This window comes from Neglectibacter timonensis (assembly GCF_900048895.1).
Classification (GTDB): Bacteria; Bacillota; Clostridia; order Oscillospirales; family Acutalibacteraceae; genus Acutalibacter; species Acutalibacter timonensis.
The window spans coordinates 1,147,652-1,164,582 of the sequence record NZ_LT160640.1; the positions used below are offsets into that span (position 1 = coordinate 1,147,652).

General features: G+C 53.2%; 11 protein-coding genes. 5 read left to right on the forward strand and 6 right to left on the reverse strand.

The window, feature by feature from the left end; genetic code table 11:
* Positions 1 to 89: 89 nt before the first annotated feature.
* The 5 genes from BN3911_RS14435 to BN3911_RS14455 all read right to left on the reverse strand — a co-directional run bounded on the left by BN3911_RS14435 (position 90) and on the right by BN3911_RS14455 (position 7,298).
* Complete coding sequence (locus BN3911_RS14435; protein ID WP_066866839.1) at positions 90 to 1,901, reverse strand: family 43 glycosylhydrolase; 1,812 nt, start codon at positions 1,899 to 1,901, stop codon at positions 90 to 92.
* Between the two features lie 191 nt (positions 1,902 to 2,092).
* Positions 2,093 to 3,616 (reverse strand): DUF5597 domain-containing protein, encoded by a 1,524-nt coding sequence (locus BN3911_RS14440; RefSeq protein WP_066866840.1) that lies wholly within the window; start codon positions 3,614 to 3,616, stop codon positions 2,093 to 2,095.
* Positions 3,617 to 3,724: 108 nt separating this feature from the next.
* Positions 3,725 to 4,615, reverse strand: a complete 891-nt coding sequence (locus BN3911_RS14445) for a carbohydrate ABC transporter permease (RefSeq protein ID WP_066866842.1) — start codon at positions 4,613 to 4,615, stop codon at positions 3,725 to 3,727.
* A gap of 14 nt (positions 4,616 to 4,629) precedes the next feature.
* Positions 4,630 to 5,547 (reverse strand): ABC transporter permease, encoded by a 918-nt coding sequence (locus BN3911_RS14450; protein ID WP_066866845.1) that lies wholly within the window; start codon positions 5,545 to 5,547, stop codon positions 4,630 to 4,632.
* Positions 5,548 to 5,744: 197 nt separating this feature from the next.
* A complete protein-coding gene (locus BN3911_RS14455) occupies positions 5,745 to 7,298 on the reverse strand; it encodes an ABC transporter substrate-binding protein (protein ID WP_066866847.1) in 1,554 nt (517 codons plus the stop codon).
* Positions 7,299 to 7,597: 299 nt separating this feature from the next.
* On the opposite strand from BN3911_RS14455, the gene BN3911_RS14460 reads away from it, so the two are divergent.
* The 5 genes from BN3911_RS14460 (at position 7,598) to BN3911_RS14480 (ending at position 14,125) form a co-directional block, all read left to right on the forward strand.
* Positions 7,598 to 9,307 carry a sensor histidine kinase gene (locus BN3911_RS14460; protein ID WP_066866850.1) on the forward strand — a complete coding sequence of 570 codons (1,710 nt, stop codon included), beginning with the start codon at positions 7,598 to 7,600 and terminating at the stop codon, positions 9,305 to 9,307.
* A 2-nt stretch (positions 9,308 to 9,309) separates the two neighbouring features.
* Positions 9,310 to 10,890, forward strand: coding sequence for a response regulator transcription factor (locus BN3911_RS17280; protein WP_066866852.1), 1,581 nt, complete (start codon positions 9,310 to 9,312; stop codon positions 10,888 to 10,890).
* A 76-nt stretch (positions 10,891 to 10,966) separates the two neighbouring features.
* Complete coding sequence (locus BN3911_RS14470) at positions 10,967 to 11,932, forward strand: sugar phosphate isomerase/epimerase family protein (RefSeq protein WP_066866854.1); 966 nt, start codon at positions 10,967 to 10,969, stop codon at positions 11,930 to 11,932.
* A gap of 37 nt (positions 11,933 to 11,969) precedes the next feature.
* Positions 11,970 to 12,797, forward strand: coding sequence for a sugar phosphate isomerase/epimerase family protein (locus BN3911_RS14475; protein ID WP_066866856.1), 828 nt, complete (start codon positions 11,970 to 11,972; stop codon positions 12,795 to 12,797).
* Between the two features lie 146 nt (positions 12,798 to 12,943).
* Entirely contained in the window at positions 12,944 to 14,125 is a 1,182-nt protein-coding gene (locus tag BN3911_RS14480; protein WP_066866857.1) for a Gfo/Idh/MocA family protein, read from the forward strand.
* Between the two features lie 180 nt (positions 14,126 to 14,305).
* On the opposite strand, the gene BN3911_RS14485 is transcribed toward BN3911_RS14480, so the two are convergent.
* A complete protein-coding gene (locus BN3911_RS14485; RefSeq protein WP_066866859.1) occupies positions 14,306 to 16,543 on the reverse strand; it encodes an EAL domain-containing protein in 2,238 nt (745 codons plus the stop codon).
* Between the last annotated feature and the right edge of the window lie 388 nt (positions 16,544 to 16,931).

Here is a 16,931-nt window from a genome sequence, read left to right on the forward strand (position 1 = left end):
AGATATTTTTACTTCTTCCTTGCTTCCAATGTGAAGGAGCGGCTGTAAAGCGAATTTACAGCCGCCCCCCTTTTCTAGCGAGAGACGCATTACGAGAGCTTTTCTACCATGCCCTCCGTAATGCCGTTTTCATTAAAGGAATCCACTCGGAAGTAATATTCCTGGTCCTCCACCAGGGCGCCGATGTTCTTTTCCGATACGCTGCTGCCCATCAGCAGATAGCTGTGGTAGAGCTTATCCGCCCGATGTCCCCACAGTACGTTGAATCCGGCGGCGCCGGGCGTTTGGGGAATAGAAACAGTGAAATTCATGGGACCGACTCGTTTGGCAGCGGCCTTGGGGGCCTGAGGTTTCTCCCCGCTGCCCCTGCCAAAGACGCGCAGTCCGGAAACGCAGGGCGCTGCGCCGTAGGGCACCTGGAATATTGTCAGGCGGAGACGGCGGATTTTCAGGCCGTTCTCACGCACCACCAAATCGTGGCTTAAATCAGTTTCCGCATTGCGTTTATCCTCCACCACTGTCCAGGCTTCGCCGTCCACGGAAGCCTCCAGCAGCCAGCGGGTGGCCTGCAGCGTCAAATCGATATAGCGCTCCCCGCTGTTTTGGGCCTGTTCCGGCCAGGCAATGCCGTTTTCCGTGTCATCCGCAAAGTTGATCTGGATAGCCCGGACGTCCATGACCTCTCCCAAATCCAGAGAGAGCCACTGGCCTTCCCCGGCGCTCCCGGCTTTCCACCAGGTCTGGGCGTTCTCGTCTACAGCACAGGAGGATTCCCTGCCAGGGGCGCAGGAGGACGCCGCCGTCTTTTTGCCGTAACTGAGCAGATACCACTCCGGATCCTTCCAGGGATCAGCCGCCAGACCCTCCACATTCATGGGCCAATCGCCGTAGCGCTGGTTGCAGAACAGCTCCCCATCCTTGTCGAACCCGGCGCTCCACAGGCCGACACGGCGTTCGAAGCTGTGATTCATACTGATCTGCATGGTCGCCGTATGCCACCATGCCCCATCCCTGTCCTGCAAGGTCGAACCATGGCCCGCCCCGCGCATAAAGCCGCCGGGCTTCAACGAGAAAGGATTGTTCAAGGCGGGCGTGAAGGGCCCCAGGGGACGGTCTGAAACATAAACCCCGTCGGCGTATATGTTAAACTCCGTGCCGGGACAGGCATACTGCAGATAGTAACGGCCATTGTGTTTGGTCATCCAGGCGCCCTCAATAAAGGGCATCCCCGAAAACATTCCGCGCATTGTGGCCCGGTACTGGTCGGGCACTTCCTCCAGGGTCATCCTCTTTTCTTTCAAATAGTCTGTAAGAAGTTTTTCAACCTCATCCTCTGTTTTCGGCTGCTCAGAATTGTCTTCGCCAAACCGCTCATACCCCTTATGGAAGGGGTCTCCAAAAAGCAGCTCGACTCGTTCAGTCTTGGGCTTCATGGTTTCCCTGTCCAGTTCAACACCCCAAATGGGGGTAACATTGGAACAGCCCCAGTAGAAATACAGGCGGCCATCGTCATCCAGGAACAAATCAGGATCCCAAAAATCAAAAGTCCCGGGGATTTCCTCATAAGGGCCGTTGACGGGGTCCTTGGTACGGTAAAAATTGCAGATCTCCCCCCGCTTAGAAGCGGAAAAATACAGCCATTCACCAATTGCCCGGACGTCGGGGGCGTAGTCGTAAATGGGCAGGTTGGAAGGCAGCAGACGACTTTCCCAATGGGCCAGGTCTTCCGACACCCAGACAGAGCCGTTCATGGAAGCAAAAAGATAATATTTCCCCTGAAAAAGCACCAGGGATGGATCGGCAGCTTCACGATTTACCAATTTGGCATTGTCCGCCGAGCGGCGGTCCGTCAAAAATTGATAGTGGTAGGGAACATTTAACGGGTTGCAAAAGTATTTCACAGAATCACCTCCAAAAAGTTGCGTACATGGCGCGGTTCAGCTTGTGGGACAAATCCAGACAGTACAGGAAGCCGATGCGCTTTTCCCAGTATCAGCAATCCCTTTTCAGCTTGGATAAAATCAGGCCGGGACTGCGCCAAAACAGGGCGGCCCCGGCTGATTCCTACTGGAGCAATTTTTTATGCGGGCCGTTACCGGCAGCGCAGAAAACGGCAGCGCAGAACGGACGGCTTTTCGCGGAACATAATGCGGAACTCGTCTCCGTTCAGCTGGCGTTCGGGAATCCACACATTGTTTTCATAGCGGCCCTCGGTGATGGAGACATACTCCACGTGGCTGGGGTCGTTGTTCTTGGGCAGGGGCGTCACATGGTAGTTCAGCCCGCAGAACAGGAATTCGTCGTCTGACAGTTCGATAATCAGCCCGCCTCCCTTGGGAGATTCCACGGAATTGGGCATATAATCGATACGAAAATCATACTTGCTGAATTTAACCAGGCCGCCCACTTCATCTATCCCGCGGGTGAATCCCATCATATGGGAGGTGCAGCGGTATTTGCAGAGAAGCTCCGTCATGCCGCCTAAAAGCCGGTAGCTCAGCCCCAGATACTCCCCGGAGCGATAGTGGTTAAACGCCTCTGCCATGATGTTGAGGCCGCCCAGAAGCGATTTGTCCGGAGACGGGCCTTCTTTCCCCACAGTCTCGATGGCAAAGGGGGAGAAACCCAGAGCGCCGAATTTACCCACAGCTGAGAACACGTTGGAGGCTGAATCCTGAGAGGGGCGCGCCTCCGGAATGAACAGGGGGTTGCCCATGGCTGTATATTCCCGGCACACTGCCTCAAAGTCGGGCAGGTAAATGTCAGGGGACTGGAAGTCGACGGCGGGGGCGAACTGTTTCCACCAGTCCATATGGCGGGCAATGGGGCCGCCGGCGGGGTAAGTTCCCGGCGTCCAGGGATGCTGCTCCAACCAGGCGTTGACGTAAAGCGGAATGGGATAAACCGCCTTGCCCGCAGCGGCAATCTGCTGGGTGGCTTTGGCGTAGTGATAGGTCATAAAAAGCTCGGGCGCTTCCTCTCCAAAGGCTTCGTCCCAGGTTCCATTTACCCCGCAGAAATCCGCCGCGTCCGTGGGCACCGCCTCAGCATAAGCCTTTTCTGCCGCAGGGCTGAAGTCGCGGCAATCGCCCAGAAGCCCCATTTCATTTTCCACCTGCACCATCAGCACCGTGCGGTTCACATCAAATTCCTTCAAATGTGACATCAGCGCCGTGAACGCGGCCGCATCACGCTCTACGCCGGCCTGGCACAGGGGAGAAACAGCATTCACCGGCTTGCCCCAGCGGTCTCTCATAAAGAAATAAGTGCCGCGGTCTTGCTTGACCCAGTCGGGCACATAGGTGCTCATGCCGTTTTTCCACAGGCCGAACCACAGGAACACCAGTTTCACGCCCTCTTCCTCGGCCTGCTGAATGAGGCCGTCAGGCAGGGAAAAATCAAACTCACCGGGGACGGGCTCCAACAGTTCCCAGGTGACGGTGACCACAAGAGTGTTCAGGTTTAAGGGGCGCAGATACGGCCACACGCTTTCTTTCATATACGTTAAGCTGGAACCGCTGGAATTGTGAGCTTCACCGGCAAGCATCAGGAAGGGCTTTCCGTCTGAAAGCAGGGTTGCTTTCTTCCCGGTAATCTCAAGGGTGGGGATTTGCATAAGAACTCCTCCTTAAAAGATAAGTTTGGCAGTAAGGAATCAGAGAGGGGCGGCATTACGCCGAAACGCACCGCCGCCCGTCATCTGGAGGAAAAACGCTTTCTGGCCTTACCCTTTTACAGCGCCGATGGCAATGCCCTTGACGAAAAAGCGCTGCAGGAAAGGATAGATGATCATAATCGGCAGTACGCCCATGACGGTAATCGCCATACGTACGGAGTTGGAAGGCAGGTCTGCAGTACTGACATTCACGCTGCCGCCCGCCTGAGCGCTTTGCTTCAGCGCATCCAGACTTCGCTGGATATTCTGCAGCAGTACCTGGATGCTGAACAGCTTGTTGTCCGTCAAATAGTACAATCCGTTCTGCCAGTCGTTCCAGTAGGCCAAACCGACCAGCAGGCAAAGGGTTGCCAGGATGGGGGTGGCCATGGGCAGCACAATGCCTACCAGAATGCGGAACTCACCGGCGCCGTCAATTCTCGCCGCCTCGATTACGGCATCGGGAATATTGGAGGTAAAATAGGTGCGCATCATAATGACGTTGAAGGCGCTCATCAACAGGTTGGGAATCAGCAGGGCAAAGAGAGTGTTGCGGATATGGAAGGTCTGGGTCCACATGATGTAGGAGGGCACCAAGCCGCCGCTGAACAGCATGGTAAAAAACAGGAAGAACGCGAAGAAATACCGGCCGGGCAAATCTTTTCTGGAAAGCGGATAGGCATACAGGGTCGTCAGGGTCAGGTTGCAGATGGTTCCGCAGACCGTGACGATGGCGGAAATGCCGTAAGCGTTAAAGATGGCCGAAGAACTTGTGAACAGGTAATCGTACGCGTCCGTACTGAACTTGGGCGGAAAAAAGGAATACCCGTACACGGACAGCGCCGCGTCGTCCGTAAAGGATGAGGACAGCAGCAGGATGAAGGGAGCTACACTGCAGAAGGCAATGAAAATCATAATCACATGGGCGAAAATTTGGAATCCATGTTTTTTTTCTACCATTTTTCTCCCTCCCCTTAAAATAATGCGCTGGATTCATCCACTTTGCGGACAACCAGGTTTGCGGAAATCACAAGGATAAAGCCAACGACGGACTGATAGACTCCGGCGGCGGAGGACATCCCAATGTTATTGGTCTGCATCAGGCCGCGGTATACATAGGTATCAATGGTGCTGGTCACATTTTGCAGGGGGCCGGAATTCATGGGTACTTGGTAGAACAGGCCAAAATCGCTGCGGAAAATGTTTCCAAGGTTCATCAAAGTTAAAATGATGATGGTGGATTTCAGGCAGGGCAGGGTAATGTTCCACACCTGCTGCCAGCGGTTGGCGCCATCCACCACAGCCGCCTCGTACAGACTGTGGTCGATGCCGCAGATGGTTGCATAATACAAAATACAGCTATAGCCAATGCCTTTCCAAATGTTGATAAGAACCAGGATAAAGGGCCAGTACTGGGGCGCGTTATACCAGCTGATGGGATCTATGCCAAACATGGGCAGAACAGTTTTGTTTAGGAAGCCGTTGCCGTCGCTCAAAAATGCAAAAGCCAAATAGCTTACCACCACCATGGAGATCAGGTGGGGAATCAAAATAACCGTCTGATAAGCCTGCTTTGCGGCTTTGATGCGGATTTCATTTAGAATAATTGCAACGGTAATCGCCAACACAGCGCCAAGCACGATGAACACCAGGTTATACAAAATGGTATTGCGGGTGATAAGCCATGCGTCGTTGGTCCGAAACAGGAACTCAAAATTCTTGAGCCCGATATTGGGGCTGAAATACAAGCCGTCCCGCAAATTATACTGCTTGAACGCCACCACGATACCCGTCATTGGGATATAGTTGTTGATGATCAGGTAAATCGTGCCGGGGAGCAGCATCAGGTACAAAGGCCAGAACCGGGCGACTTTTTTGATTTTTTTGGCCATTTGGCGATTCCTCCTCGTAAAGTAGTTAAACCGCTGAATCACTTACGCCTGACGGCTCGATGCACATCCAGCGGACAGCTCTTGGGCATCCCTGCCTCAAATCCAGTCCCGCGGGCTGTGCATCGAAGTGAATCAGCGCTTACCTAGAAGGAAGCGGGCCGTGGGAACCCCTCGGCCCGCTTCCTCTGAAAGGTCAGTTATTTCGACGCAAGGTAGGCGTCAAGCTGAGTCTGGCATTCTTCGATAATGGTATTGATACCGGAGGCTTCCAGCTCTGCAATGAAAGTGGGAATGGTCTCGTCTGGATTCAGTTCGCCCCAGCGCAGGCCTACATTGTACTTGGTGACCACGTTGTTGCAGGCAGTGACCTCGTTCATAACGGAGGTTGTATTGAAAACAAAGCCGTTGGCAGGGCTGATGCGGGCATTGTCGCAGAATTCCTGCAGCTTATCCCACTGTTCGGGGTCGCCGCCGTCCCAAACCGCGGTGATGCGGCAGTTCGGCCATGCCCAGTCAAGGGATTCATAACCGGAGGAACCAGTCGTGTCGATGCCTTCGGGAGCGACGATGATATCTTTGTTCTCATCCTTCCACTCCCAGTGCGTGCCTTCCACACCGTTGATCAGGATGTTGGAAAGCTCTTCATTGGTCCACATCAGGTTCCAGAGCTGCATGGCAAGCTCTTTGTGCTGGCTGGACTCGGGAATGCACCAGCCGCCGCCGGCGTTCTGCATGTAAGGAGGAGTCAGCTCAACCAAAACGGCATCGATACCCCAAGCCTTCTTAATCTCAATTTCCTTGCCGGGCTTGATGTTCTCATAATCTGCAAAACCGACTGTCTGCATCAGCATATTGTCGGTGGTGGTGGTGGAGTCGGGCATGATAAGGCCTTCCTTATTCCACTGATACATCCGCTCGCAGAACTCTCTGTAAGCGTCTGTTGCATACAGGTTCACCACTTCAGTGCTGTCGGTAAATACATCCTCCAAAACGGCACCGCCTGCACCAAAGTTATGGTAGGGAATGACTTCCTGCATACCGCCGTTGGACCAGGAGGGTACCAGGGGGTACAAGTCGGAACGGCCTTCCTTCACCTTGACCAGTACGTCGTGCACATCGTCCCAGGTCTTGATGCCTGCAGGGTCAATGCCCAGTTCGTCCAGAACGGCCTTGTTCATTGCAAATCCGGCTGCACGGGCGCTGTCTGCGTTGTTGGGAATGGCGTACAGCACGCCGTCGATGGTGGAACCGGCGCGGACTGCCTCAGGCTGCCGCTCCAGGATGCCCTGGCCGTACTCAGCCAGCAGGTCGTCCAAAGGCGAAGCATAACCGTTGGTTACCAAAGCCTGGATGCCGCCGGGGAAGCTGTGGATGTTGAAAAGGTCCCATGCTTCGCCGGAAGCCATGGCCAGGTTCATTTTTTCAGGGTCGAAGTTACGCGTCATTTCGATTTCCACGCCAAGCTCTTTGCGGGTAATCTCGCTGGCCGCTTCTGCGACAGCGTTGATCTGGTCGGCGTTGGGAGCGGCGTTGGTGAAGCCCCACACCTTCAGGGTGACGATTTCCCCGTCATTGCCCTTGCTTTCACTGTTGTTATCATCCCCGGTATTTGAGACGGGGGTGCTGGAGTTCCCTCCGGAGTTTGTACCGGAACTGGCCGGTTTGTCGTTTCCACCGCAGGCTCCCAATGTGAGCGCCAGCAGGGCGGCAACGAGCAGCAGCGCGCTCAGCCGTTTCATGGTTTGCTTCATAAGAAATTTCTCCTCTCATATCTTCTTTTGTGCAAGATGCACTATTCGTATTATAATATCTTTGTGGAAAAAATTTCTATCAATAATTCGAGTAAAAAATGTTAATAGTTCGGTTTTTTAGTGATAATGACGATAATAAATGTTAATAATCCGACTTTATTGTGTCAACTTTCCTACATCGACTATCTTTTGCCCCCCGCGTTATGATATAGTGCCCTTATAACGGCTTTTTCCATTTAATTCCTTTTGAAGCTTCGCACAGAGCCATTTTCGGTATATCACAACAAGGGGTCTTAGCCGTGAAAAATGTTGAAAACCCAAGGACGGTGTGGTCCATCCGACGTCTTGCCCTGCTCTCTTTATCCATCATCGTACTGCCATTGTTTTTGGCGGTGGTACTGTTTGACTGGTATGCGGTAAAGCAGCAGCTCGGCATCATGCAGACCGCCCGTGAGAATACGCTCTCCATTTATCAAAGCGCATTTGATGAGGCCATTCATCAGGCAGAGAATTTTACGGCAACCATCACCTCTGACCAAACCGATTTTGAAGCGGTGGTTTTTGCCAAAAACAAAACGGAAGTTTACCTGACGTCTCAGGTTATCGGCAATCAGTGCAAGGCGTTTTTGCAGACCCAGGAAATGTTAAGCGCCTTTTTTATTTACTCGCAGCAGTTCGATTATAACCGGCTCATTTACAGCGGCCACTATCTGCAGGCTGACTTGGCCGTCCTGAGGGAAACGGTAAAATCCTCCGCGGAGATGGGAGACCGGCCCAGCCGATGGCAAGAAGTGACCCTGGGAGACAGGCGGGTACTTTTCTACCTTTATGTGCGGCGGGGAACGGTGTTTGCCGCTCTCATCGACCCGGCAAGGCAGAGCTATCCCGGCCTCTCCCCGGAAGAGCGGATATTTTATACCACGCCCCAAAACGTGCCCTACCAGCCTCAGCCCTTTTCAGAGGAAGTCTTTGCCCAAGCACAGGGGATCGCCTTTTCTAACGAAGACAACAGGGAATACCAGCTGCTCTCCCTTCCCCTCACTTCCATCGAGGGCCGGGTGTACCATGCCATTCCGGCAGAGCCGTTTTTCCAAATACTTACTCCCATACAAATGGCTCTGCTTTGCCTGACGGCGTGCCTCCTTTTTGCAATTCCCATGTGCTGGCTGGTGCTGCGCCGTCTGCTGTTGGATCCCCTGACCAAAATGACCGGCGCCATGCAGGCCATTCAAGAGGGGCATACCGACGTGCGCATGCCGGAGAATTCCGATATTCTGGAAGTCCGCGAGATTTTCAAAACCGTCAACGCCATGCTGGACACCATTTCTCAACAGAAAATCAACTCATACGAGCAGGAATTGGAAATACAACGCACGCAAATGCAGTGCCTGCAATTGCAAATCAGGCCTCACTTCTTCTTAAACTGCCTGAGCAAGATCTATTCTCTGGCAGGGGAAAAGCAGTTTTCCCCCATACAGGAGCTAAGCCTGGACCTTTCCGCCTATTTCCGCAATATTTTTAAAGACGGCTCTCAGCTGATCCCGTTAGAGGTGGAATTAAACTCGGTGGGAAGCTACATCCGTCTGCAGCAGGTAGGCACCAAGCTGCCGCCCAGACTGCAGGTTGATGTGGACACCGTAGCTTCGAAAGCGCTTGTCCCTCCTCTGAGCATTTTAACTTTTGTGGAAAATTCCATCAAGCATTCGAAGCGCATCGATTCTCCCCTGGAAATCATCATCCAGTGCACCGCGCTGCAAAGCGATGACAGAGGATATTTAAACATCACCATCACCGACAACGGCGGCGGCTTCAGCGAGGAACAGCTGAAGCTGTTAAATGCTCCGGGTACAGGAAAAAATGACAGCGAGCACATCGGCATTGCCAATGTGCGCCGGCGGCTGCGCCTGTTGTACCAAGAGGAAGCGGCGCTGTGCTTTATGAATTTATCCGACAGGGCAAGCGTAGAGCTGTTCCTGCCCTTGAAAAACAAAACGACGGGAGGCGAATAAAAGTGACCGTGCTTTTGGTAGACGACCAAATCAGCATTTTAAGCGGCCTGATCTCCGGCCTGGACTGGGACAATTTGGGAATCACCTCAATTAAAACGGCCGACAACGCCTCTCAGGCCAAAGAGATTTTGGAGCAGGAACCGGTGGATATCGTGCTGTGCGACATTGAGATGCCCGGTGAGAACGGGCTTTCCCTCCTTCGGTGGGCCAGAAACCGAGGAATGGATTTCATCTGTGTTTTTTTGACCTCGCATGCAGATTTCCTCTACGCCAAGGAAGCCATACAGCTAAACTGTTTTGATTATATTTTGCAGCCTGCCCGCTACGACGAGATCCAGGCTACCGTTTCCAAGGCTATCGCCCGGGCCAAGACCAGCGGCATAGAAAAGCAGTTGGAACAATTTGGCGCCGTGGCAAAAAATCACGCTGCCGGGCTGTTTCAAAACCTGTTCAGCGACTGGATCAACGGAAAACCCTTGGCAATCCCCACGCTGCAGTCCGTCCTGCGCCAGCTGGGGCAAGAACTTTTCGAGGACAATGAGTGCTTCTTTATCTGGGGCCACCTTTTGCGCTGGCACGCTGAAATCTGGTCCACTCACGACTGGGTCTATGCCCTGAACAACATGATGACGGAATTCTACGCGCCGCCGCAATACGGCGCTTTGAGCTTTTCCATCGACCATGCCTCCCTGGGCTGGTTTATCTACGCTCCGGGCGGGCGCTTTCAGCATCCCGGAGAAGTGCTGGCCCCCTTAAACGATGTGTATGGGGCCATCATCAACCATTTGAACTGCGACTTCGCCTTTTATACCACCCCGGTCACTCCGCTCAACAAAACAGAGGGCCTCTCTTCTCTGTTGCAGGACACCAAGCGCAACAATGTCCTGTTGGAAAGCGGAATTTTCTGTCCTACCAGGCGCCTGGACAGGGTACATGTAGACAAATTCCTAGATATCATGCAGCTTCGCCGGTGGGAATCCCTTCTCTCAGAAGGCCAGGGACAGTCTGCAAGCGACGAGGTCTGCGGATATTTAGACCTTATCGCCAAGCGCGAAGCCGTTAATCAAGAAGTATTGCACAGCTTTTGGATTCAGTTTCAGCAGGCGGTGCTCAACGCCGCACGCTCCCTCAACTTAAATCCCCACGAAATCGTAAGCCTGCTGGAAGAAGGGGCGAAAGCCCAATCCCTGCAAGAGGTGAAAACCGCCATCAAAGCTTTGGTAAAATGCTTTCCCTCCACAGACATGCCAGTGGGCCATGCCAAACGCGTGGTGGAACAGGTGAGCAAATATGTGGAAGACCACATGAACCAACCCCTAAGCATTGCCGACATTGCCACCCACTTTTTCTTAAACCCGGACTATCTCTCCCGTATGTTCAAAAACGAGACGGGGCTTCCCTTGAAGGAATATATTATCAGCCGGAAAATGGAATCTGCCCGGACGCTGCTGCGAACCACGCAGCTGCCGGTGAATGTAATCGCCTCGAAACTGGGGTACGACAATTACTCGTACTTTTCCCAGGTGTACCGCAAAATGATGGGGATCTCCCCCAAAGACGAACGTAAGGAGGAGACGCCTTAACCTCCCCCGCTCTTTGCCGGAACAACTCCAATGGTTCCCATTGTTAAAATTTATTTTTGAAAGGAGCAGTTTCCCCATGAGAAACAAAATGGCCGTATCAACCTACAGTTTCTCCAATATCCTCTACACCGAAAAAATGCCAACCCTGGAGGATTTATTCCGTACCATCCATGAATTGGGCATTGAGGGCGTGGAAATCGTCGCCTTCAACATCGTAGACCCGGACGTCATGCCCCGGATGTCCGGCGACCCCGACAAAAGCCCGGACCCGGTACTCCCGGATGGCTCTGCCCCCAACCAGGCAGAACGCCCCCAAATGAAAATGGATCCGGAGTTGAGGAAGGCCATGCGGGATAAAATGTCCCAAGCGGGCCGGGTCAGGCCGGCGTCTATCGACCGGATAAAAGACTACCTGAAAAAGTACGGATTAACGGTCTGCAACATGCCGGTTGACTTCGGCGACATCGGAAATCCCGATGAGACTGCCCGCAAATCCGACATTGAGATGCTGAAGCTATGGATCGACATCGCGGCAGAGCTGGGTTCCCCCAGCGTGCGGTTTAACTCCGGCCACATCAATTACGATGAAAACGGCAAGCTGGATCTGAGCATTTGTATCGCCTCTTACAGGGAATTGGCAGAGTATGGGGTTGCAAAAAATGTAGCTGTCACCATGGAGAACCACGGCGGAGCTACGGAGCAGCCGGAAGCCTGCATGGAAATTTTCCAAGGGGTAAACCATCCCAACTTCCAATTGACCCCCGACTTCGGCAACTTCCATCTGGGCGAGGACATGTACCGGGGCATCGACATGATGTTTGCCTGCGGCAAGCCCCTGTGCTCCCACATGAAGACCTATGCCTTCTCCCCTGAATACGGCGAGGGCTGCGATTCCCACACCGACTTTAAACGGATGGCGGAGATTGCCCGCAGACACAATTTTGAGGGCTGGTACTCCATAGAATGCAACGGCGCCTGCGGCAGGGACTTTGCAAATGTGCGTAAAACCATGGAACTCATTGAAAACTATTTCCAGCGGTAAGCCGGAAAAATAGATAGGAAAGAAAGGAAAAAGAGCGATGAACGAGTACACAAATTTTGCGGTGATGTCCTACTCCTTCCACGGCCTGAAAAATATCGGCGCCATGGATATTTTCGGGTATTTGGAGAGCGTCCGTTACCGCTACGGCCTGATGACGGCCGACATTTGGAATGGGATGCTGGACTCCACCGACGGCGATTACATTGAAAAGGTGAAAAATGCTGTCGAGGAGCGCGGCCTGGAAGTGGTAAACTTCTGCTGTGACCGCGCCCATGTTTGGGACAACGACTTAAAGACCCGGGAAGAAAACGAACAGCGTGCTTGGGAGTATATCAAGATTGCCGAAAAGCTTGGAGCCAAGACCATCCGCATCGATGTGGGCGTCCGCGAGGATTCCGCCAGCGAAGAGCAGATTGACTACGTTTCCAAGAAGTATAAGGAATATTGCCGGGCAGCAGCTGAATTCGGTGCGAAGCTGGGGCCGGAAAATCACTGGGGCGCTTCTTGGGATCCGGAGTTGATAGAAACTCTGTTTGAGCGGGTAGACGAGCCCAATTTCGGCCTGCTGCTGCACCTGGGAAACTGGCTTGGCAGCGACGGGGAAAAAGACGCCTGTGACCGGCGCTTTGCCTCCAGAGCCATGCACATCCATATGAATTATGAACATTGCGAAGAGGCCGACCGGGTGCTGCCGCCTCTGAAGGAAGCCGGTTACTGCGGCTGCTGGAGCGTGGAAAGCCACAAGTCCACCAACGAGTACAACAACGTCGCCTTCCAGCTGGCCCAGGCGCGCCGCGTGCTGGCTCCTCTGAATTACGACGGCTCCTGGAAGAAAGCTCCTCCCTCTGTTTTGCCGGATACCTGATTGAAAAGGAATAGTCCTCCGCACGCACGCCGTACGGCGGCGCCGCATTTTGGGAGCGTCCAGGGGCGCGGCTTTCAGCCTGGCGGACTTCTCTGTTTTCAGCGCCTCTTCCTTTGTACTAAAAAACAAAAAAGGAGTAAATTCCCATGAAAGAAATTCGCGTTGCAATCATCGGCACAGGCGTTATTTCCCACCAGCATATGGAGCGTTACGGAAAAATCCACAACGCCAAAGTGGTGGCGGCCTGCGACATCGACAAAAAGAAGCTGGAAACCTGGGGAGAAAAATACCAGATCAAAGATTTGTATACCGATTATCGCCAGTTGTTAAAGCGGGACGATATCGACGCAGTGGACGTATGTCTGCACAACAACCTGCATGTCCCCATGTCCCTGGAGGTTCTGCGCGCAGGCAAGCACTGCTACTGCGAGAAACCCATGGCCGGTTCCTATGCAGACGCCAAGCATCTCTATGAGGAAGCCAGGAAGACCGGCAAGGAATTATCCATTCACCTGGATTTTCTCTTCCGTCCACAGAGCCGTATTGCCAGGAAAATGGTGGAAAACGGAGAACTGGGCCAGGTCTATCACGCCCGTTCCGTGGGTCTGCGCCGCTGTATGCGTCCCGGCCTGGATGTGCCCCCGCCGGCGTTTTCCCGCGACTTTTTGACCAAGCGCTGGGCAGGCCACGGCGCCCTGTACGACATGGGCGTATACCACATTTCCCAGCTGTTGTACATTCTGGGCACCCCCAAGCTGGAGCGAGTCACCGGCCACACCTATCAGAAAGTCCCCTATCTGGGTAAGCCCGCTGCCGAAGGCGGCATGGAGGTGGAAGAGTTAGGCATTGGACTTGCCACCTATGAAAACGGCCTGACCCTGGATGTGATCGAATCCTGGGCCATCCACATGGATGAACTGGGGCCGGCCTTCCTGGTAGGCGACAAGGGCGGCCTGAAACTGACCGAGGACGATATGGTTTGGGGCAAGCCCGCTCCCGGCCTGAAATTCCTGACCACCAAAGATCTGGCCAACGTGGACATTAACCTGAAGGCAGCTGAAAACGGCATGAGCGAGGTTTTCCGCGACCCTGACGCCCGCTTCCTGGCGGATGACCAGGCCTGCTGGATCGCCTATCTGTCCGGCGAACTGAAGGAACGCTACGACACCGCCTGGCTGGCGCTGCAGACCATGCTGGTCAGCGAAGGCATTTTCCTCTCCGGCGAGTTGAAGCGGGAAGTCACCGCAGACGAGATAGAATCTCTGTCCCAGTCCACTGCCGTCGTTGAACAGGAAACCGAGTGGGGAACCTTCCACTATCAAGGATGAAAGAAAGCCCGAAGGCAGGAATCTTTCTAAAAAATCCAGTGTGAAGCCGCCCGCGTTCCATCAAAGAAAACAGATTTCGGATTCACCTTCGGCGTTTATCCTGTCAAAGAGCCCCCTGCTGTAGTTTTATTTTCCTACAGCAGGGGGCTCTTTTCGATTGTCCGTTTCTCATGGTTCGGTTCACTGCGTGGCGACCCAATTCTGAAAATCAGGAACGCTCATCGGCTTGGCATAGACATAACCCTGGATCAAGTCGCAGTCATACTGCCGGAGCTTTTCCACCTGGCTTTTGTCTTCGATGCCCTCCGCCACTACGGTGATGCCCAGCTCATGAGCCAGCCGGATCAGCTGCCCCACCACAATCCATGATTTTTCGCTCTCGCCCACAAAGAACTGCCGGTCCAGCTTCACTGTGTCCACATTCAGATCCTTCAGCAGGGCAAGGGAAGAATATCCAAAACCGAAATCATCCATGGAGCAGAGGAATCCCATCGACCGGATGCAGTCGATCATCCCCGCCACAACGCCGACCTCCCGGCGCTCCAGCATCAACGATTCTGTCAATTCCAGCTCAATCAAGCCGTCCGGAATCTGATACGCCTCCTTGATGGATTTAAAGCGGTCCAAGCACGACATGTCTCCGGAAATCAGGTGCGCACGGAAAAGATTGACAGACAGGGGCATTGCCCTTCCCTCCGCAAGCCAAGCTTTCAAGAGCTTGCAGGTCTCCTCAAACATATAGAAATCCAGTTCCTGAATCTTGCCGTTTTGTTCAAACAGCGGGATAAATTCCCCCGGAAAGAGCAGGCCATACTCCGGATGCTGCCAGCGAACCAAAACCTCGCCGCCTTGGGTCCGGTTTTGGTTGGGACATACCTTTGGCTGTATATACAACTTAAATTCACGATTTCGGATGGCGCTTTTGAAGGAATCATCCAGCGACTGCTCTCGGTCCACCTGTTTGCCCAGGGAATCATCATAAAACCTGCAGGGCTCGTTTTCCAATTGATAGGTACTGGCCATCTTAGCCCGATCCTGCAGGATCAGGAAGTCTGTATCCCAGTTTGGAATCAAATAAGCCCCTTGGGAAACACGGGTACGGTCAATGGAAAACTGCTCGGGCAGCTGCTCTTCCAGCCGTCCCAGCCCCGTTTGCAGGCGGCTCCGCACGTCCTCTCCCCCGCCGCATTCCAACAGCAGATAGAAATGGTCCCCCGCCGCACGGGACATCAGCTCGCCCTTATGCAGGCAGTCCTGCAAGACGCCGTACATCTGCCTCAGAAGCGCATCGCCTGTCTTCACGCCAAACCTCTCATTGAGCCGCTTGAAGTTGCGGATGTTCAGACAGACGATGGCATATCTTTTCTGCGGATGTTCACGAAGCAGGCTTGTCCCCGCCATCTGAAACGCCAGGTTGTTTTTCCCGCCTGTGAGAGAGTCGGTAAGGGCGACAGCCTGTATCTTTTTTAGGGATTGACGATAGCTCCATACAATATAGGCGAAAATAAGAGCCATCGTCAGCGCCATGATACCGATGATGACCACATTCTGGATCAAATACGCCCCTGTCCCCTCGCTGAACAGATTGGACGGGAGCAGTGTCAGCAGCATCCAGTCGTTGATACCCAGAAAATCGTAGCCCAGCATCAGCGGCTCACCGCCGATGTCTTTAAACTGCGCCACCCCGGAGCGGTGTTCGTTAATATCCTCAAGCACCCTCCGGGCTTCCGCAGCATCCCCGCTGTCCAAGCTCTTGTTGAAGACGGCGCTGAGTTCCTGAAAAGGAGCCTCGTCCGTGGCGGAAACAACCATAGTCCCATCCCTATCTACGATGCAGCACAGGCCCTGGTCCTTAAAATCCACCTCCTGGAGCATCTGCTGAAGAACAGTGTTGGTACGCACACCAATCAAAAGGCTGGCCTCACCTCCGTTATCCCAGAAGATCGGGGCGAAAAAAAACACCTCATCATGTTCGGTAAAGAAAATATACGGCGCTTCATACATCTCCGGATGCTCCGCCAGATACCCCTCCAGCTCCATATGCCCCGTATCCGCTGGGATCGTGGTTCCATCGGCCTTCAGCACGAATATCTCCTTCATCTCAAGATACTGCGCCTTGCGGTCCAGCAGTTCCTCTGTCAGCAGAATTTCCGGCATTTCGGAAAGGGTATCCGCCAAATTGTGCATACAGGTTTTCCGCAGTTCCATTCTGGCGGAGATATTGCTTGCCAGCTGAGCCGATATATCATCGGCATATTTTTCCGTATTCTCCTGCAGCCTCCTGTGAAGCCCCACGGTATTCATCAGGAGAGCTGTCAATACCCCCAGCATCAAAACCCCAATGAAGACGATTGGAACCGCATACTGCAAGCCCGGATTGTCCTGATGAAACAATAGATGCTTAATGCGCTTTCTCATATACTCGTGCCTTCTTTTTCGGAATTCCGCCAATCCGCAGCGGTAAAACAAAACTTCAAATGAAGAACACAGACTGATCTGTGAATAGTTAGATTCTATTACTATTAAATACTATACTTTATATTATCACATGCCATTCTTAAAAATGCAATTGCCTTTTCGCACTAATCTGGAATATTTATGGGCAGTTTGGGCGTATGGGGTCAACGGTATGGCCGTTGACCGTTGAAGGCTTCTCAGAGAAAGCCTCCGTTCCTTTTCAGTGAGGTTCAAATTATCCGGATGCAGCCTGTCCTTTTTTTGAAAAAAGAAAAAACGGCAGTTTTTCTTCACTGCCGTTTTTTGATTGGAATAATACCGATATATAAGAAAAGCCGCAATAAACATA

What these genes read in the sequence shown, in the direction of transcription:
- BN3911_RS14440 (WP_066866840.1), bottom strand. Translation starts at nt 3,616, where the DNA reads ATGCAAATCCCCACCCTTGAGATTACCGGGAAGAAAGCAACCCTGCTT.
- BN3911_RS14445 (WP_066866842.1), bottom strand. Translation starts at nt 4,615, where the DNA reads ATGGTAGAAAAAAAACATGGATTCCAAATTTTCGCCCATGTGATTATG.
- BN3911_RS14450 (WP_066866845.1), bottom strand. Translation starts at nt 5,547, where the DNA reads ATGGCCAAAAAAATCAAAAAAGTCGCCCGGTTCTGGCCTTTGTACCTG.
- BN3911_RS14455 (WP_066866847.1), bottom strand. Translation starts at nt 7,298, where the DNA reads ATGAAGCAAACCATGAAACGGCTGAGCGCGCTGCTGCTCGTTGCCGCC.
- BN3911_RS14470 (WP_066866854.1), top strand. Translation starts at nt 10,967, where the DNA reads ATGAGAAACAAAATGGCCGTATCAACCTACAGTTTCTCCAATATCCTC.
- BN3911_RS14475 (WP_066866856.1), top strand. Translation starts at nt 11,970, where the DNA reads ATGAACGAGTACACAAATTTTGCGGTGATGTCCTACTCCTTCCACGGC.
- BN3911_RS14480 (WP_066866857.1), top strand. Translation starts at nt 12,944, where the DNA reads ATGAAAGAAATTCGCGTTGCAATCATCGGCACAGGCGTTATTTCCCAC.
- BN3911_RS14485 (WP_066866859.1), bottom strand. Translation starts at nt 16,543, where the DNA reads ATGAGAAAGCGCATTAAGCATCTATTGTTTCATCAGGACAATCCGGGC.